Annotated in this window: 19 protein-coding genes and 4 pseudogenes; 15 read left to right on the forward strand and 8 right to left on the reverse strand. The window is 41.0% G+C overall.

The genetic code is table 11. The features are described from left to right. Positions 1–15: 15 nt before the first annotated feature. From QNH10_RS05915 to QNH10_RS21055, 5 genes and pseudogenes are all read left to right on the forward strand, one after another. A pseudogene (locus tag QNH10_RS05915) lies at positions 16–393 on the forward strand (VOC family protein). A gap of 347 nt (positions 394–740) precedes the next feature. Beyond that, positions 741–1067, forward strand: coding sequence for a response regulator (locus tag QNH10_RS20505; RefSeq protein WP_347178004.1), 327 nt, complete (start codon positions 741–743; stop codon positions 1065–1067). Continuing rightward, the gene (locus tag QNH10_RS20510) at positions 1058–1414 is read left to right on the forward strand and encodes a winged helix-turn-helix domain-containing protein (protein WP_347178005.1); all 357 of its coding nucleotides are present in this window, start codon (positions 1058–1060) and stop codon (positions 1412–1414) included. Before QNH10_RS20505 ends, QNH10_RS20510 begins: the two co-directional genes overlap by 10 nt. After that, positions 1411–2040, forward strand: coding sequence for an ATP-binding protein (locus QNH10_RS05925; RefSeq protein ID WP_283733871.1), 630 nt, complete (start codon positions 1411–1413; stop codon positions 2038–2040). The genes QNH10_RS20510 and QNH10_RS05925 overlap by 4 nt, the downstream gene beginning before the upstream one ends. Positions 2041–2126: 86 nt before the next feature. Next, entirely contained in the window at positions 2127–2543 is a 417-nt protein-coding gene (locus QNH10_RS21055) for an ATP-binding protein (protein WP_430541112.1), read from the forward strand. Here the strand turns inward: QNH10_RS21055 and QNH10_RS05930 are convergent. The 3 genes from QNH10_RS05930 to QNH10_RS05940 form a co-directional block, all read right to left on the reverse strand. Then, complete coding sequence (locus tag QNH10_RS05930) at positions 2461–4425, reverse strand: ABC transporter permease (RefSeq protein WP_283733872.1); 1965 nt, start codon at positions 4423–4425, stop codon at positions 2461–2463. The two genes, QNH10_RS21055 and QNH10_RS05930, sit on opposite strands and share 83 nt — an antisense overlap. Next, a complete protein-coding gene (locus QNH10_RS05935) occupies positions 4412–5179 on the reverse strand; it encodes an ABC transporter ATP-binding protein (RefSeq protein WP_283733873.1) in 768 nt (255 codons plus the stop codon). The genes QNH10_RS05930 and QNH10_RS05935 overlap by 14 nt, the downstream gene beginning before the upstream one ends. A gap of 370 nt (positions 5180–5549) precedes the next feature. After that, a complete protein-coding gene (locus QNH10_RS05940; protein ID WP_283733874.1) occupies positions 5550–5876 on the reverse strand; it encodes a hypothetical protein in 327 nt (108 codons plus the stop codon). A 59-nt stretch (positions 5877–5935) separates the two neighbouring features. Here QNH10_RS05940 and QNH10_RS05945 point away from each other — a divergent pair, with 59 nt between their 5' ends. From QNH10_RS05945 to QNH10_RS05980, 8 genes and pseudogenes are all read left to right on the forward strand, one after another. Beyond that, a complete protein-coding gene (locus QNH10_RS05945; protein WP_283733875.1) occupies positions 5936–6298 on the forward strand; it encodes a VOC family protein in 363 nt (120 codons plus the stop codon). Positions 6299–6328: 30 nt separating this feature from the next. Beyond that, entirely contained in the window at positions 6329–7213 is an 885-nt protein-coding gene (locus QNH10_RS05950) for a GNAT family N-acetyltransferase (protein WP_283733876.1), read from the forward strand. A gap of 22 nt (positions 7214–7235) precedes the next feature. Next, positions 7236–7844, forward strand: a complete 609-nt coding sequence (locus QNH10_RS05955; protein WP_283733877.1) for an FMN-binding negative transcriptional regulator — start codon at positions 7236–7238, stop codon at positions 7842–7844. A gap of 103 nt (positions 7845–7947) precedes the next feature. Next, positions 7948–8451, forward strand: coding sequence for a sigma-70 family RNA polymerase sigma factor (locus QNH10_RS05960; RefSeq protein ID WP_283733878.1), 504 nt, complete (start codon positions 7948–7950; stop codon positions 8449–8451). A gap of 36 nt (positions 8452–8487) precedes the next feature. Next, positions 8488–8940: a hypothetical protein gene (locus tag QNH10_RS05965; RefSeq protein WP_283733879.1), complete on the forward strand. Its 453-nt coding sequence runs from the start codon at positions 8488–8490 to the stop codon at positions 8938–8940. A 283-nt stretch (positions 8941–9223) separates the two neighbouring features. Then, positions 9224–9427, forward strand: coding sequence for a hypothetical protein (locus tag QNH10_RS05970; protein WP_283733880.1), 204 nt, complete (start codon positions 9224–9226; stop codon positions 9425–9427). Further along, on the forward strand, positions 9379–10089 hold the full coding sequence (locus QNH10_RS05975; RefSeq protein ID WP_283733881.1) for a hypothetical protein: 711 nt from the start codon (positions 9379–9381) through the stop codon (positions 10087–10089). The genes QNH10_RS05970 and QNH10_RS05975 overlap by 49 nt, the downstream gene beginning before the upstream one ends. Positions 10090–10208: 119 nt before the next feature. Then, positions 10209–11221: pseudogene (locus tag QNH10_RS05980) on the forward strand (S66 family peptidase). Here the strand turns inward: QNH10_RS05980 and QNH10_RS05985 are convergent. Beyond that, a complete protein-coding gene (locus tag QNH10_RS05985) occupies positions 11218–11505 on the reverse strand; it encodes a hypothetical protein (protein ID WP_283733882.1) in 288 nt (95 codons plus the stop codon). The pseudogene QNH10_RS05980 and the gene QNH10_RS05985 sit on opposite strands and share 4 nt — an antisense overlap. Positions 11506–11693: 188 nt before the next feature. On the opposite strand from QNH10_RS05985, the gene QNH10_RS05990 reads away from it, so the two are divergent. After that, positions 11694–12677, forward strand: a complete 984-nt coding sequence (locus QNH10_RS05990) for a ring-cleaving dioxygenase (RefSeq protein ID WP_283733883.1) — start codon at positions 11694–11696, stop codon at positions 12675–12677. Between the two features lie 17 nt (positions 12678–12694). Continuing rightward, positions 12695–13286: pseudogene (locus QNH10_RS05995) on the forward strand (NADPH-dependent FMN reductase). A gap of 213 nt (positions 13287–13499) precedes the next feature. Here QNH10_RS05995 and QNH10_RS06000 read toward each other — a convergent pair. The 4 genes and pseudogenes from QNH10_RS06000 to QNH10_RS06020 form a co-directional block, all read right to left on the reverse strand. After that, entirely contained in the window at positions 13500–14627 is a 1128-nt protein-coding gene (locus tag QNH10_RS06000) for a Ger(x)C family spore germination protein (RefSeq protein ID WP_283733884.1), read from the reverse strand. A gap of 87 nt (positions 14628–14714) precedes the next feature. Further along, entirely contained in the window at positions 14715–15809 is a 1095-nt protein-coding gene (locus QNH10_RS06005; RefSeq protein ID WP_283733885.1) for a GerAB/ArcD/ProY family transporter, read from the reverse strand. After that, positions 15802–17264: pseudogene (locus QNH10_RS06010) on the reverse strand (spore germination protein). The gene QNH10_RS06005 and the pseudogene QNH10_RS06010 overlap by 8 nt, the downstream one beginning before the upstream one ends. Before the next feature lie 168 nt (positions 17265–17432). Continuing rightward, positions 17433–18983 carry an NlpC/P60 family protein gene (locus QNH10_RS06020; RefSeq protein WP_283733888.1) on the reverse strand — a complete coding sequence of 517 codons (1551 nt, stop codon included), beginning with the start codon at positions 18981–18983 and terminating at the stop codon, positions 17433–17435. Positions 18984–19124: the final 141 nt, after the last annotated feature.

Raw genomic sequence — 19124 nt, forward strand, 5'->3', positions numbered from 1 at the left:
TGGAGTCCGAAGCGAATGATTCATACGTTGGGGCAAGTCATGTTATATGTTACGAATCAAGATCAAGCACGAAGTTTTTGGACGGAAAAGTTGGGGTTTCAAGTAATCGGGGAAGAAGATAATGGACAAGGTTTTCGATGGATTGAGGTTGCTCCGGAAGGTGGGGGACAAGTATCGTCATACACAATAAGGAGTTCGTTGCTAAAATGAGCCCTGAATTGAATCTTTGAACACCTTCGTTAATGTTCTTTACGGAGAATGTAGATGAGCTTTTTAACGCTCTTAAGAATAAAGGAGTTAAGACTGGCGAGATGATGGAGTTGCCAACAGGTAAACATTTTTAATTTTGCTGATGAAGAGGATAATTATTTTGCTGTAATTGAAAAGAAGTAATCTTTTTTAGACCTGTCACCTACACATTTTAGTTTGTGTTGGTGGCAGTTTTTTTGTACGTTAACCGATTATTTTTGCTAAACATTGGACCTCAATAGGAAGTTCATGGTGTTTAAAGGGAAGTTCGTATGACAATATAACTGCGCCGTATAACAACGTAATGCGAATGGAAGGAACCAGTATAGGGTAGGCGACATTGGATAAGAGATTAAGAAAATGAAAGAACTTCTTTAGCAAACTTACATTTTTGTCATGACGCCTTTTCCGATAATTACCTATGATACAATCAGGATAAATATAAGCCTTTAAAGTTGTATCTCATTTCAAGGATAGGGGTGGGAAGGAAAATGTTTACCGTTTTAGTTGTGGAAGATGAGATGAAAATCCGTTCGATTATTGCATCAGAATTGCAAAAATGGGGATATGCGGTTCATGTTGTAGAAGATTTCCGTCAAGTGGAAGAATCATTCCTCACGGTGAAACCGAATCTCGTCTTGCTTGATATTAATCTACCTTATATGAATGGATTTTATTGGTGCGAACGGATTAGACGGCATTCAAATGTACCAATCGTCTTCCTCTCATCACGAACGGAGACGATGGACATGATGATGGCACTGAATATGGGGGAGACGACTTTGTTCAAAAACCATTCTCGATGGAGATGCTGCTAACAAAAATCCATGCACTATTGAGAAGGACATATACCTACCAACAAGCAGATACCGATCGGCTTACACATCGCGATTTAACGCTTAATGTAAAGAAGGCGGCTCTTTCCACTCCTGAAGGTGAAATTGAGTTAACGAAAAATGAATTCCGCATCCTTTGCGTTCTTCTTGAACGTAAAAGTGAAATTGTCCCGCGTGATGAATTAATAACAGCCTTATGGGAGGATGAAAATTTCATCGATGACAACACGCTCACTGTCAATATAAACCGGTTGCGCCGAAAATTAGGCGAATATGGAATGGTAGGATACATTCAAACGAAAAAAGGACAAGGATACATACTCTCATGAGCACTTCATTTAGCCAATACATCCGCTTCCAAAAGCGCCTAATCATCTTGTATGCAGGTATCATGTCGTTTGTCACAATTATGCTTAATGTCGAGCCGAGTATGTCCATCCATTTTTCCAATATCCTTTATATCCATGTCATTTCGCTCTTTTTCTTTATTTCTTATTTGGTAATCGATTATTATATCATTGCAAAGCATCATAAGGAGATTAGTTCCCGTTGGAGCAACGGAGCGTTTATACAGGACGGGATAGGAGCTGCAAATACATATGAGCAGCAATTGTATATGGAATTGCTCCAAGCAGTAAACAATGCGCAACAGCAACAATTAACATCCATCCTTCGCGATAAAAAGGAATCAATGGAATTCATGACGACCTGGTTCCATGATATTAAAACACCGATTGCAATCAGTAAATTGATAGTGGAGCAAGCGAAGGGAAACCCGGAAAACGAGAGTATTTTAGAAGAAATCTCACGCATTGAACGAAGTGTCAATCAGGCCCTTTACTTCACAAGAACCGACCATTTCGCAAGGGATTATTTCATCTCAAGGACGGAACTGACACAATCGTCAAGTCTGTCGTTAAAAAATTTGCAAAGGAGTTCATTAGACGGAAGATAAAAATTGACCTTCAAATTCAACCCTTGGTAATTGAAACGGACACTAAATGGCTTGTCTACTCGCTATCTGAATTCATCTCTAATGCATTGAAGTACTCAGAGGACGGAGAAATAATTACAATTATTTCTGAGGAAGATTCCAATGAGGTTAGATTAAAAATAAAAGACCAGGGCATTGGCATCCCGGACCAGGATATAGGCCGTGTCTTTGAATTAGGTTTCACAGGAACAAATGGCCGCATTAACAGTAAATCAACCGGGATTGGTTTGTATATCGCAAAAAAAATTATAGACAAGATTGGTCATGGGGTAACTATCTCGACGGTAAATATGTATACAGTTATAACTGTCCATTTTCCAAAAGGCGATGATTATTACGCCATTGTAAATGAAACGGGAAAGGCGAGCCCTTCCCGTTTATTTATGAATTCACAAGTTTGTTTGCAGTTGCAACGGTCATTTGGTAATAAAGGCCATATAAACATGTATACACAGAGACGCTGATTGAAACAGGATAGATGAAATTGATATCCATCACATAAGAGAGTGCTGCAAGGATGATGCAACTATGCGTAATCCCTACAAGGAGAGGGAGAAGGAAAAATAGAAATGTTTGTCTTGCAATCAGCGCCTTTACCTTCTTCCGACTCAGTCCGATTTTACGTAAAATTTCGTAACGCTTTCGGTCTTCCGCTGCTTCTGTCAACGTTTTAAAATAAATAACACTGCCTGTGGCTACTAAAAAAACAAGTCCCATGAAGCCAAACACGAAGATGAGCAGGCCATATATGGATTGCCCTGTTTGATAACTTTCAGAAAAACTATAGAAGCCCTTGTCCGGCTCGAACCACTCCGTTTCGTTCCCATCGCCTTCATAGACTGCTTTTAAATCATCTGTCAATCGATTTGCTTCCTTCTGATTACCGACCTTTATTACCCGAGTCGCATGCATAGTTCCACTTTGTTTCAATTGTTCGTACATACTATCATTCACAATCAATACGGATGGCTGTACATTATATGAAAAGAGTGTTTCCACTTTATTGCCGATAACATGAAATGGAAGTTCCCCTTTTGGACTGACAAGTGATAAATTAGTGCCTACATTCTCATCCTTCTTTTGTGAACCGATAAAATTCCTTCCCAAAATGACTGTTTCATTTTCTCCTTGGATAGTATCTACTGGAGATCTTTCAAGTTTTTCCGCCAGTAAATTGTATGTTGAGATTGAAAGCACCAAGAAAGAGTCTCGGTAATAATGAAAGCCGCCTGGCACCGAGTCAAGCCCATTTGCCGATCCAGGAACTGTTAGATACTCGAATGTTTCATCAAAGATAAGTGGATGCTCCTCGTATGCTCCCAAGATATTTGTCACTTTCTTATTAGCAAGTTCCGACTGCGCGCTGAACTGATAACTAAACGGCACATGATCCTCAAGAGTTTGAAGTGTATTAAAGTAAATTGTATAAGCAAAACCGAATGCAACGAGTGTTACGGCATTCAACACGGAAATGACAGTTAAAAGCAGACCGTTGCTGCGTAGCCGACTTTTCAATTGTGTGAGCGTCAACAAGTTCTTCCAGCGTTGGTAGGATTTTTTCCTTTTCTGCCATACATGAACAAGGAATCCGCTGCCCGTATGGAATAGAAAATAGGATCCGATGACAAGGACAGCCAAAATTATTGTGAAATTCCTACCGAAATGATCAGCCCAGCTTTTTGATTCGACTGCATGTAAAAGACTCCAATAACCGAAGCTAATCAACGCGACCGCAAGTATTGCAAGAATGTAAGACGGCTTCCATTGTTGTTGTACCTTCTGCTTTGCCTGAAACAGCTCAATTAAATTAAAACGATAGGCGATCAAATAGCCTTGTAACGACGTAATCGACATGACGAGTAGGAAAACAAGCGAAGTCTGTGCGATGGCCGCCGGCTGTATGGAGAAATGAACAACCAATGTAAATCCCATAACTTTGAGTAAAATCATACTAAAGAACGTTGAGAATAATTGTCCAAGCCCTATACCAATGACTAACGCGAGAATGCCCAATGACATATTCTCGTAAAACAGCATTTTCCCGATTTCCTTTTTTGTACCGCCGACTAATGAATAAAGCCCAATTTCCTGCTTACGGTTTGTGATGAAGAATGCATTAGAATACCAGACGAACACCATGATGAACAAGGACAGCAAAACCGAAACGCCAGTCAAAAGAGGACCCATCTTATCTTCCCGGGCAAATGCCTCGCCAATTTGCTCATTGTACTGCAATGAAACGAATGTGAAATAAATGAGCACACTAAAGGTGAGGGAAGCGATGTAAATAAAATACTTCTGGATATTATATTTTATGTTCTTGAGGACGACATCATATAATGTCATAACTGCCGCCTCCCAAGTTTGATAAGGTCATCACAAGCCGATCAAAAAACCACTTCCGATCCTTATCGCCTTTCACAATCTCGGTAAACAATCTACCATCCTTCATGAAAAGGACACGGTCGCAATAACTTGCGGCAAAAGCATCGTGCGTAACCATCAAAATTGTCGTCCCATACTCATTATTCATCAATTGAAATGCCGATAGAAGATCCATCGAAGCTTTTGAATCCAATGCACCGGTCGGTTCATCTGCAAGAACGAGCGTTGGATTATGGATAATCGCCCGCGCAGCAGCAGCCCGCTGCTTTTGCCCTCCCGACGTTTCATAAGGATACCGGTCCAAAATAGCCCCTATGCCAAGCTTTCCAGCAATTTCATTAACTCTTAAGTCTGTCGAAACATCATATTTGTTGGAAAACGTCATAGGCAGCATGATATTCTCCCGTATCGTCAATGAATCAAGCAAATTATAGTCCTGGAAAATGAATCCTAACTTTGAACGTCTAAACTCGGATAATGGTTCATCGCTCAAGCTTGTAATCTCAGTTCCGTTTATGCGTACACTTCCCGAGGTTGGTTTATCAATCGTGGCTAAAATATTTAGCAACGTCGTCTTGCCAGCCCCCGAAGGCCCCATAATGGCAACAAACTCTCCTTCTTGAACGGCAAAGTCGATATCCTCAAGTACGGTAATTAAATTCGATTTTGTGCCATATACCTTTCGAATGCCTGTTGTCTGCACAACTATATCCATCGCATATTCCCCCAAATCATTTAATCATGTTGTCTCCATCATACCGTGCGGCATAGGGGTCATCCATTGAAATAACGAACAAAACGAACTCCAAAACTTACATTTTTGTTCGAAATGCACCAAGCTGTGTACTTTGTTCATTAGAAGAAATTTGCTTTTAGAATAGAAGAAAACAGGATCTTTCCAAGAGTAGAAATCCTGTTTTTTCATAGACACCATTTGCACCCTTAACTCTCCTTTTCCAGCTCCTTGTAAAAACGGAATGATACTTCCGTTCGAGGCGAAGCGCTTGCTAACTGCACAATTTTTTTATTAGGGTGGCAGTTTTTTGCATGTTAACCGATGATTTTGCTGAACATTGGCATTCCATTCAATAGGAAGTGTTCTCGGTGTTTAACGGGAAGTCATAGGCGTTCAATAGGAAGTACTCGGCGTTTAACGGGAAGTCTTTGCCGTTCAATGGGAAGTTCCCTGCGTTTAACGGGAAGTCTTTGCCGTTCAATGGGAAGTTCCCTGCGTTTAACGGGAAGTCTTTGCCGTTCAATGAGAAGTTCCTGACGTTTAACGGGAAGTCTTTGTCGTTCAATGGGAAGTTCCCGGCGTTTAACGGGAAGTCTCTAACATTCAATGGGAAGTTTACTCGTTTGGACACCTGGCGGGCAGTGAACATGAACGTTTTCACAAAAGTACTTGTCAATATTACTGAACCTTGGAATAATTGTAATTACAATAAGATGTCTAATGGGGGGATGTATCATGAAAGTGCGTTCAGGAAATGTAATTGGTTTTGAGTTGAATAGTCAAGAACCGGAAAAAGCAGCGGAATTTTATTCCACCGTTTTCGGGTGGGAAATTGCCAAGCCGAAATGGGATTACAGAGCTATTTCGACAGGAGACATAGAACATGGCGGCATTAATGGAGGAATTGCAAAAGGTCCACATGATTTCCCGCATGGCGCACGTATCCAGATTGAAGTGGATCTAATTGATGAGGCAATTTTGAAGGCTACAGAAAATGGGGCGATGATCGTTAGAGAGAAAATGGAATTCGACGAGTTTTATCTTGCTTATTTAGTAGATCCAACGGGAATTGGCTTTGGGCTTATTCAAAACAAATAATAGTTTTTAGTTGGAATGAGGGGGGATCGTATGCAACAACGTATAGACAATGAGTTTAGCTTAATGAAAGCAAATCCAAAAGATTTCGCAATACATTACACTACCTATAGGGAAAATGTGTTTTTTAGACAGAGCTGGGAAAGACGCGTGGCTATTTTTGGAAGTGAAGTCCCTTGCTACTGGCTATTGCAGAGCGGGAGACGTATTGGTGGAGTGTGCTTAGAACCTAACATGCTTTGGTCCTTTTTCTTGGAACCGCCATTTACAGAAAGTTATAGAGTTCTAAGAAGGTTGAAGAAATACTTGAAAGATATTTCCGAACCATCCAAGCCTCTTGAGGCAATTGGAATATTACCATACCAAGCAGAGCATTTCTTACGTTTAGGGTTCAAACCAATCGAAGCAAGGCGTATTATGATTCGACCTACTGAGCAGTTCGATATGATTGACTGGGGAACTGACTTTTTCATTAAAGCCCCGACTACCGAGGATTTAGAAACCATTGCTCAACTTTCATACCAATGCTATTCAGGAGCTGACAGAATCGGCCATCCAACAGAAAATACAATCGAGCAGCAAAGATCAGACTTGGATTACTATTTCAAGCACAACGGGGAGGAGTTATTGCAAAAAGCTTCTCGCCTTATCTTCGATAAAAATACAAAACAATTAGTCGGAGCATGCCTAATTTCAATATGGGAAGACCTTCCGTTAGTTTATGATATTGTCGTTGATAAAAACTACAGGGGTAGAGGCATAGCGTCCAAATTGTTGAAACACTCCTTATCTACTTTAAAGGAGCAACATGATGTGGTTTGCCTTTTTGTCACTGTAGGCAATCCAGCGGAGTCACTTTATTATGACTTAGGCTTTTTACCGGGAATGGAACAAACGACATATAGTTTACCTCGTTAAAAATAAGGGAGAGGGGGAGCCTATGTATATTCCAAAATACTTTAAGGTAACTGATATAGAAAAAATCCGAGACTTTGTCCAGGAGAATTCTTTTGGGACACTTGTCACGACAAGAAAAGGGAGACCGATTGCGACTCATTTGCCTTTCGGGTTCATCCAAGAAGGCGATGATTGGTATGTTACCGGGCATATGGCTTATGGAAATCCTCAATGGAGGACGTTCGATACGTGCGAGGAAGTCTTAGTCATGCTTCAGGGTCCGCATGCGTATGTTTCTTCTTCCTGGTATTCCCATGAAAATGTGCCGACGTGGAATTATCAGGCGGTTCATCTTTATGGCAAAGCAAGCATTCTAACAAGAGATGAATTGATAGAAGACTTGAAAAGAATGCTGGCTAAATACGAAGGACATCGGGGAAATCAAGTTCTATGGGATACACTTTCGCTTGAGCTCATCGAAAATGAACTAAAAGGTATCGTCGGTTTTAAGATCAAAGTGGATGAAATCCAGGCTGCATATAAATTAAGCCAGAATCGAAATGAGACCGATTATAACAACATCATTGACAAATTGCGTAAAGAAGGAAATCCTCATTCGCAGCAACTAGCAGATGTAATGGATAAGAAATGAAAACTTGATGCCTGCCCCCGGATTGGAATGTTGCCGGTGGCAGGCATCATTTTGTAACCGATACAAACCGAGCGTCGTCTAACAGGTAAGGAAGGGGGAGGACATGGGACAGTTGGATTGGGAGGGAATGGGTAGAGATGAGCAAATTGAATTTCTTATGGATGAATACGGTGAAGAGATTAAACGACTTATCTATACATACGTAAAAGATCATCCTGCGGCGGAAGACTTAACGCAGGAAATATTCATAACAATTTACTTGAAGTTAGGATCATTTGCAGGAAAGTCTTCGATTAGGACATGGATTTATTCGGTTGCAATTAACAAGTGTAAAGATTACTTGAAAAGCTGGCATATGCGAAAGATCACCGTGCAGGAAAATATAAAGGAATTATTGAAATCAAGCCGGCGAGGACCTCAAGATGAAGTCATTGAAAAGCTTGAAAGCGAGCAACTTGTCGATCTTGTTCTCAAGTTAGCTGTGCCTTATAGAGAAGTGATTTTGCTTTATTACTATAAGCATTTATCAATCAAGGAAGTAAGTGAGATTTTGGGGGTTAGTGAAAGTACGGTGAAAGTGAGGCTGCACCGGGAAGGGAGAAGTTGAGGATGCCGTTGGAGCAAATGGAAAGAGGTGAGGTTAATGGATGAGAAGTTGAAAGGGTTAGAAGAAAAATTAGACAACGTCATTTCGCAGGACGATTATTTTACGGAGTTGGATAAACACAGAATTCGAAACGGCATTAAGAAAATGAAAAGCGATGCACCCGCGAAACGGTTCAATCCGTTGCCAGCATTCCTTACCGCTATTTCCATTTGTGCATTCCTTGTTATTTTAGGTGGAATCGCTGGAAAGGAAATTGGCCTTTTCGCAACAGAAGAGCCTCCACAAGAAATCAATCCGCCAGTGTCACTGCCGACGGAAGAAGCTGTCGATATAGAGAATTTCATCTGGAATCGCTACACAATTGAGACGGGAAGAAGGAAGTTCATTATCAAGACATTCATGGCGATACAGTCATCTGGTCGGGGAGCGACAAAGTTCCAGATTCAGATTCCGGTTCATTCGACTTTGATTTGTTTCAGTACAATTTGAAAACGCAACAGTTCGATGAAACTTTCCAATCGGAAATAGCCGGGGAATTAAGTGATGGGCAAGTGAATGATGAATGGATTACGTGGGTGGATTCCGGGACATTAGACGGTGAGTATGAATGGAGAATTTATGCGCTGAATCGGAGTACAAACGAGAAAAACCTCATTCGATTTTCCAAACAGGTCGCTGGCTATGGGAATCCGCATATCGTGAATCCCCGACTTTCCCTTAGCACCCGTGAAAATCTTTTGACATGGGTGGAACCTGTAGCAGGGAGGATAAAGTGGCGATTCAAGTGTACGACTTGGATACTCGTGAACTTGTGACTGTTGATGAGACCACATATATGGAAACGTTCCCTCAAATTTCAGATCATTATCTTGTCTGGTCCGATTATGGAGGATATGAATTCGTTAATATTCGCTGGATCGACGACAAGTGGATTCAAGGACAGGAAATAAGTTTGAGCTCATGTTTCCGAAAGTGAATGATGAATACGTCGTTTGGCAGGAAAAAACCGAGACGAGTGAAACGAGGCTTGTTGTAATGCCTGTTGAATTCGGTAGGAAAGAAGCTGAAGTGTTTAATGGGGATATCAACAGCTTCGATATCGGCAAGGACTTTGTCATTTGGGAAAGCGGTCATAAAATCTATGTGTATTCACTTATGCGGAAAGAAATTAAGATAATCGGCGAAGGTGAATTCCCTTCCATCCGTGGAAATATGGCCATCTGGCAGCTTCCGAAAGAAGGCGGAGAGGATTCAGTTTTCCAAGTTGTTGAATTAAAGGCACCGGAACTGACGGATGTCGAATATGGCGGCATCATCGATGTGGACGAATTCGGTGAGCGTAATCTTCGTATTGAAAGTGAAGTAGAAACTGTTTTAGCCCGCGAGGATTTATTCGATGCGAGGCTGAAGGACACGTTACATGGGGCTTATTTGAATAATGAGGGTATTGCCGTAGTGGACTTTCAACATTTCGGGGAGCTGATTGGTGCAGCATGGGCTGATCAAGCTGAACTGATAGCTGTTTTGAATGAAGCAGTTTTCAAGAGTCCGAAAGTGAAAAAAATCTATTATACATTTAACGGTGATAATAATGCGTTTAGCGACTGGACGGAAGGTGTGAATGTATTTTTAAGGTGATTTGGTCGATGCCTGTTAGCGATATTTTTTGCTAACAGGCATTTTTGAAGTTAATTCATATTTCATACCAATCGAAACAAGAGATTGCTATAATCAGGAAAAGGAAAGGGGAATGCATGATGATCAAATATCCTTATTTGCCGGATTCAGCAACAATCGGTATCACTGCCCCGTCTTCCGGGGTAAGAAGAGAACTCGAGGGTATCGTAAAACAGGCAGTCGAACGTATGCATTTAAATGGTTTCCGTACTGTTATCGGGGAAACGGTATGGACGCAAGAAAAGGCGAAGTCGGCTCCTGCACGGATACGTGCGAAGGAATTGAATACCATGTTGCAAGATGAAGAAATCGATTTCATTTTTCCACCTTGGGGCGGGGAATTATTAATCGAGATCTTGGAGCATATTGATTTCGAAAAAGTACGGCCGAAGTGGATCTTAGGCTATTCGGACACAAGTGCACTTCTTCTTGCACTGACATTAAAAACGGGTATTGCAACAGCTCATGGAACAAATTTAGTTGATTTACGTGGGGAGCAATCCGACCCAACAACATCGATGTGGCTTTCTGTATTGCAGACGGAATCCGGTGAAGCAGTCACCCAATATTCCTCAGAACACTATCAGAAGAAGTGGCAGCATGACAATCCGTCCCCTTGGGTTTTCCATCTAACGGAACCGACAGAATGGAAGCCAACATCTGATAATCCTATTGAAATGAAAGGCCGACTACTTGGGGGATGTATCGATGTCATCCGACATCTGATGGGACGCCTTACGGGTATGTCGCGTCCTTCCAAAAGGAATTCATCAACAATGAACCAATCATTTGGTACTTTGAGAACTGCGAACTTTCTACCACTGACTTGCGCAGATCGCTTGTTCAGATGAAGTACGCCGGCTGGTTCGATAATTGCTCCGGCATTCTATTTGGGAGAAGCCCTGCAAATCAGCCTGTAGAGAATTATGAAATTGAGGACGTTTACGAAGATCTTACCAAGGATTTAGGCATTCCAGTTATCTATGATATTGACTGCGGACACGTCCCACCCCAAATTACATTCGTCAACGGAGCATCCGCTGAAGTGAAAATGGAGAATGGGAAGGGGACTGTCGTTCAACAATTTAATTAACGGATGCGAAAGTGTAGGCATGCTGCGACTTCCCATAGAACGGTGGCAACTGCCCATAGAATGCTCGTGACTTCCCGTAGAACGGCGGCAACTGCCCATAGAATGCTCGTGACTTCCCATAGAACGGTGGCAACTGCCCATAGAATGCTCGTGACTTCCCATAGAACGGTGGCAACTGCCCATAGAATGCTCTCGACTGCCCGTAGAATGGCGATAACTTCCCATAGACAATAGTGGAGGCAACCATGGAACCCAAACCTATATTGGTCTGGGTTCTTTGTCATTTTTAAAACAGGTCAAAACTAAACTGTTGACGTTCCCCAAAATGCATGTTAAGATTTACCTTGAATTCAAGATAGTTTAGATTTAGAGTATTAATTGAGCAGAATATAATAATCGGGAAGAAATTTTTTTTGTTTCTATATCTCGAAATAAAGATATTTAACTATAATTACGAAAAGGAGAGAGTCGAATGAACGGATTAAAAGGTATTCATCACGTTACTGCCATAACAAGTAGCGCGGAAAAAAACTATGAGTTCTTCACTTATACATTGGGTATGCGTTTAGTGAAAAAAACAGTGAACCAAGATGATATCCAAACGTACCACTTGTTCTTTGCGGATGATAAAGGGGCAGCGGGTACAGATATGACATTTTTCGATTTTCCTGGTATACCGAAAGGTACGCACGGGACAAATGAAATTTACAAAACGGGATTCCGTGTTCCGTCAGACGCAGCATTGGACTATTGGGTGAAGCGTTTCGAAAAATATAACGTGAAAAACGATGGAATCAAAGAAGTGTTCGGAAAGAAGACCATTTCATTCATTGACTTTGACGAGCAACAATATATGTTGATCTCGGATGAGAACAACGAAGGGGTGGCCACGGGTACACCATGGCAAAATGGTCCGGTTCCTCTTGAATACGCTATAACAGGATTGGGACCACTCCATATACGCGTCGCGGAATTCGATTACTTTAAAAAGGTGCTTGAGACAGCGATGGAGTTCAAAGAAATCGATAAAACTGGATCGCTGCATTTATTTGAAGTCGGTGAGGGCGGAAACGGTGCGCAAGTCATTGTGGAACATAACATTATGTTGCCAAATGGTCGCCAAGGTTTTGGTACAGTGCACCATGCAGCTTTCCGGGTAGAAGATACAAGCACATTGAATGCATGGAATGACCGTTTGCAACAATTCGGTTTCAATACATCGGGCTATATTGATCGGTTCTTTTTCGAATCAATTTATACACGTGTAGCACCCGGTATCCTATTTGAATTGGCAACGGATGGCCCTGGTTTCATGGGAGACGAGCCATATGAAACAGTAGGAGAAAAGCTATCATTGCCGCCATTCCTTGAAGGAAAACGGGAGCAAATTGAGAGATTGGTAAGACCAATCGACACAGTTCGCAGCACGCGAAACATTGAAAAAGAATACTTGTAAGGAGGTGAAGAGAAAAAATGGGATTTTTTGATAAATTATTCGGAAGACAACAAGAGGAGGAAACAACAATGACGAATTTAAATATAGGTATTGTTTTAGGATCAACACGTGAGGGACGCGTAAGTCCACAAGTTGGAGCTTGGGTAAAAAGAACTAGCGGATAAACGCGGAGATGCAAATTACACAATTATCGATATCGCAGATTATAAATTACCACTATTAGGTGAAGGCGAAGCAACAGGTGCGGTAGCATGGTCTGAAATCATCGCGAAACAAGACGGTTTCGTATTCATCGTTCAAGAATATAACCACTCCATCACTGGAGCACTTAAAAACGCATTGGATTACTTACGTGAAGAGTGGAACAACAAAGCTGCAGGTATCGTTTCATACGGTTCAGTAGGCGGAGCTCGTGCGACAGAACACCTACGTGGTATTCTAGGTGAATTATTAGTTGCGGATGTTCGCGTACACCCAGCACTATCATTATTCACAGACTTCGAAAACTATACAGAGTTCAAACCGGCTGAGGTACAAGCGAATTCTGTAAACGAAATGTTGGATCAAGTTATTCCTTGGTCAACAGCATTGAAAACAATTCGTCAATAATCATTCAAAAACACAAAATGTGCACTTAGCACATTTTGTGTTTTTTCTAACTAAAGAACGTAAGTCCAATCAAAAGAGCGGGTATCATTGCCGCCATTAAAAAAACAATTATGCTTGCAAATTTATTGCCGGAGCCCCATATCAGACGACCGTAGTTCGCTGTATATACCATTACATATAGAAAGAGGCATACCAATGGAATTGGCAAAGCAATCATTCCTTCGGTTTTATTTTTTGGGGTTTCAGTGTGCTACCGAAACTCTCTATTGTAATTTCGAAATCCAAATGAATTTGTGCATCACGATATTTATTCTGCCAATCGTATTTTATAAAATCTTCCATAGTCAGGAATTTACGACGCACCTCTTCGTACCAAACGAAAGGCTCAGCATGATATTCTTCTTTTGTTTTTTTGATCAGCTTTGAAGTTTTCTCTTCAAGATCTTTTTTAATATCCCTTTTTAAAAGTGCCTGGTTTTTTTCATTGCTTGCGTAATCAATTCCACTTGGAGTGGAAAGAATTTGAACTCTCAAAGGCACTGTAATATACAATTCGGGGTGGTCTTTTGTTAAGTCTATCCTAAATCTTGCCTGTTCCTCCTTTAAAACCCTTGCGGAAATCATAAGATCTTCCTTTTTGGGATCTTTAATCGAATCGATATAGTGATGGGCCATACTTTTTTTTCTTATCAGAAGTGCACTTCTTGTTTCCTCACCTGTTAAAGTACCAATCATTTTACCGTCTTTAAATACTGCGGAACCAATCATTTGAACAGGATCACCCTCTTTTTGCGGGACTTGTCCTGCTACATAATTATCGGGATTTTTCCGACGTTCTTCATCCCTTTCAGAAGTGGCATAAATGGCCAAAAATAAGGCGCCAGATGTCCTTTGTAAATATCGATTTAAGTCGGAAATTGGAACATAACCTGTATCCTTCCATCTGTTCCTCATGAAAGAATAATATTTATGCGGACGCGTTTCTAACTTAGCATGATTGTTATCAATAAATTCCCGTGCTTTTTCCTTGCTCACAATCATAATCATTTTCCTCCGTATTTCCGGGTCGCGTAAGGATGAAGCGATAACGTTGTGGAAATAATCACTTTTTGCAAATGCTTCTCCGATAATGATGGTTTCCACCTGTGAAAGATCAAGTTTTCTTGAAACAGAGCTATTTGCCAATTCTTTCGCGGATAAAATATCCGTCGCTGTAATTGTTAAAATGTCACTGGGAGGTTCATTTTGTGCCATAGCCAGGCTTGAGGATCCTACTTGCGGATTTTCAATTTGAAAGGTCACATCTAACATATGATCCTCTTTACTCTTATCGATTCCCAATACGACAACATATCCTCTTCCTCCAATTCGCTTTTATCCCAACAACCGGCAAGGATAAAAACACTGGCAAACAACAAGAAAGAAAATTTAAGCCTTCTCATTTGTTAACCTTCCCTTCCGAAGATGTAGAAGCCATAAGATGAAGGGGAAAAAAAATAGGAAAAATGAACTTGAACGAACTAAATATTCCCGAAGTGCGTTTCCAATAAAGATATTTGGTGAAATCATTCCAAGAAGAACAGTTAGACCGGCCAAGGGCAACAATAGAGGTTCGAATTTATTTAGGTGAAGCACTTTTGATAAGAAAAATGCCGATAAATATAAGTAGATCGAAAAGTGAATAGCCGAAGCAATCGTTGCTATGGCCAAATAAATCGATTCGAGATGGCTAATTGTCCCGATTCTTGCCATTCGGCTTAATTGTTGAAAAGGATATGCGATATCTTGACTTGCGGGATAGTCAAAAACTGCTGTGTATATGATCATGAATACTACAACGGACATGACTGAAATAATCCATCCAAACAAAGTACCAACCCGCATATCTTTATGCTTTTGGATAAAAGGATAAAGTGCAAAGAGCAAAATGATTTCCCCGTAGATTGAACTATAGACTACGCTTTCCTTCAGAATTGTTGTTAGGCCCGGGCCGGCAATCGGATAAATTCGAACTAAAGCAATATCATCATAAACAAACCCTACAAGTGAAAACATCAAAATTAACACGATTGGTGTGAAAATCCAAGCAGTTCTTGCGATATTTTCCAAACCGCGTTTCGCGATGTAAAAACATGCGCCAATAAGCATGACATATAGGTATGGAATGGGGGTTTTCGGGTAAAACATTGTGTTGAAAACATCCGTATAGCTTCTACTATTGATCACCGTTGAGCTAAATATTATGATAAAAAATAGTAGTATAACGAAGGTGCCCATCCGTTTTCCCATGAGAGTAAATATAAGTTCAGTTAGACCCATATTCCGCTTTTTCACTATCCCTAACAGAACAAAGAAAGGGATCAATGTGACGAAGGAGGAAAGAATGGGAATCATCCAAGCCGCATTTTTACCAAGTTTAAAAAGCAAGTCTGGGGTGGTATCCATCGCTTGAATAGCAAATAAAAAAATGAGGATGCCTGCTAATTCTCTTTTTCTTATTTTCCCGTCGTTAACCTTAATCATCGCTTGAACCTTCTTTCGGCTTATTACCCCTTTCATCGTTTTTACTGTTCGAATAAAAAGGGGTCAGCATCTGCTTCCATACTGGTGGGCGGAAAATCAATCCTTTCGACGATTGAAAATAAGGAGCGAAAGGTGCGAAAAAAGGAACATTGAATGATTTCAATGAAACCATATAAGCAAACAAACAGGCGGTGGCCAAGAATATCCCGAAAAAGCCCATGAAATTCGCGATGAAAATAAAGGCAAATCTTAGTATTCTTATCATGAAACCTAAATTCAAATCTTGGATTACAAATGAAGACAACCCCGTTATTGCGACAATAATCACAAGGATAGGACTAACAAGGTTCGCCTGGACCGCAGCCTGTCCTAAAATAAGTGCTCCAACGATGCCAATCGTTGGGCCAATCACGGACGGAATCCGAATGCCTGCCTCCCTTAGAATTTCAAAAACAATCTCCAGTAAAATAATTTCCCATAGAACCGGAATGGGAACGACTTCCCTCGTCGCTGCAATAGCAAACAGAAGATCGGGTGGTAGCATCTCAACATGAAATGTACTAATCGCCAAGTAAGTTGCAGGTGTATAGAGAGCAATGAAAATTGATATTAAACTAATGATTCGAATAAAGTTCGCATACGCCCAACGAAGATATTGGTCTTCAATCGTATGGAATAAGGACCAAAAAGTGACAGGAACGACTAAGGCAAAAGGTGAGTTATTCATTAAAAGCACAATATGACCATCTAAAAGAAAGGAACATGCCCTATCTGGTCGTTCCGTTAAAAGTGTCGAGGGAACTAATGAATAGGCTCTACTTTCTACGTACTGTTCTAATATAGGAAGGTTTTGGATCAAATCACTTTCGATTCCTTCAATCTTCTTTTTCACTTCATTCAAAAGTTCCTCATCCGCTACGCCTTTTATATACATGATCGAGACTTCTTGGATTGAGTTGTTTCCAACCATCATTAATTCGCATAGTAACCGACTGTCTTTAATCTGTTTTCGGATTAATGACTGATTGACAGCCATTGATTCGTTGAACGATTCTTTCGGTCCCTGACTCCGTTCTCAACTGTCGGTTCACTGACACCACGATTTTCAAAACCGGTAGATTCCGCCGTTAATGCTTCGTGCTCGCCATCGATCAGGATTAAGGTGTTGCCGCCTAATATATCTTTAACAGCATCCTGCAACTTCTTTACTTTCTTAGTACCGACCGTGGCTAACACACTATCGGCAAGAAGGGATAAAACATCCATATCTTCAAATGGATCACGTACCTTAAATAGTGGTTCAATAATATATTCCTCAACTGTCTTTGTATCGACAGTACCTTCAAGAAAAAGAATTACTCCTTCTTTCTTTCCCTGTAGCATAGAAATATTCCTTAGTTTCAGCGATTGATTGGTCGGATAAGAGAATGCTTCTTTTATAAGACTTACATTCATCTCAAAGTTATCGGAAAAGGATTCTTCCACTTTCTTTTCGTCATTCGAAGGGTTACTGTTTTTGGGAGATCCCACTTTAACTCCTCCAGTTATATGTCAGGTATGAACAGTACTTGTCGAAACTTAGCAGTTTTATTCACAACATTGAAGGATAGTAGGTGGATACATTCAATTTGATGCCAAATATCTCCGAGCACCGGAATAGTTCTTTTTATATAATGGCGTGTCAATTGAGATGATCTCGATACTTCGAGAAGAGTTTGGGGCATGAATCATCTTTCCGTCACCAATATATAGCGACACATGGTAGACTTGGCCTTTGCCCCCGTTATGAGCAAAAAACAGTAGATCCCCCGGTTGCAGTTGACTGCGGCTAACCGCCTTTCCTTGAGTTGCTTGAACGAAGGAATCACGCGGAATAAGTATACCGTGGTTTTTATAGACGGAATAGGTCAGGCCCGAGCAGTCAAAGCCGAGAGCGGAAATCCCTGCCCAGACGTAAGGGAGTCCTAAATATTGTTTGGCGCTGTCGACGATGTCTTTCGCAGTCGGTTTCGGAACTGCCGCATAATTAAAATGTACGCTAACGTCCCGCTTTAACGTGAATTTCGTACTGCCGTCAACTGTTAAAACTTCAAGGAATTCACCATGCTCTGCTATGACGGGCAAGATTGTTGAGTAACTTACATCAAGCCATTTCTGCTTGTCATCCCATTTAGGTACATTGTAAAGTGTGGCGAATTTTGCATTCACGATGGCAATTGGGCAGTCCGTATTGCCGATAACGGAGGCGGCAACATGCGATTTCGGTACCCATCCTTCATAGCCTTTCGTATGGCCGGTCTTCGCTTGGTCCTTTATTGCGATATAATGCCAGTTTCCGCTCGTTTTAATAATCTCGACAGCGTCTCCGTATAAGACTTGCGTATCTGTCCTTCCTATGAGCCAATTCTTGTCGGGAATTGTCAATTGGGACGTCCATTTTTTTATATCCGGATTTGCTTGGATTGAAATTTCATCGATTGGGCATGTCTTACCCGGTGAACGCCAAACGTTCGTCACCGGTACATTAATGGCATACGATTTTTTGCTTTCAGCTGAGTAGCAAGCGGGACGAATTCTGAATTCCGGATTAAGAATTCGTGCTAAAAATATGCTGAAATGTCCTTTTGTCAATGAAGTATTTGGCCTGAATGTTCCATCCGAATAACCGAATGTAATTTCATTTTCTATAAGAATTCCGATTGCGTCACTCGCCCAATAGGATGCAGGAACATCACGGAATTGCGATTCGGATTTTCCTTGCATTTTGAATGCGGCAACCAAAATAGAAGCGGCCTGTGCCCGTGTCAACTGAGCCTCGGGCATGAACTCTCCGATTCCATTCCCAACCATGAACCCCGCAGATACCGCTGTCTGAACGATGGTGTAAAATTCATCCTCAGGGTCAACATCAATGAAATTAACATTAGGTAACGCTTCTGCTTCAATTCCTAACGCTTTAACAATCATTTCAGCAGCTTCAATACGTGAGATGGCTTTATTGATACCGAATGCTGGAGATTCAGTCAGAATTCCGGTGCTGACAAGGTATTCAATTTCCTTGCTTGCAGAATGGGTGGTGGGAACGTCCGAAGATGTAGGGGAGGCAGCATGAACATAAACGCTTGCGAAGAGAAAATAAACGATAAACAAAAGGCCGAGCACAGTTTTTTTCAAGGCACCATCTCCTTCAGTATTTTCTAAAAAGAAACTTTCCAGTAAATACAATTGTATGATGTAGGATTGGAAAGATGATTAGATAGTTGTATACACAGAGTGAATGTGAAGCCATTCTGTTATAATAGAACGATAAAAATC

The organism is Sporosarcina thermotolerans, assembly GCF_030067815.1.
GTDB classification, from domain to species: Bacteria; Bacillota; Bacilli; order Bacillales_A; family Planococcaceae; genus Sporosarcina; species Sporosarcina thermotolerans.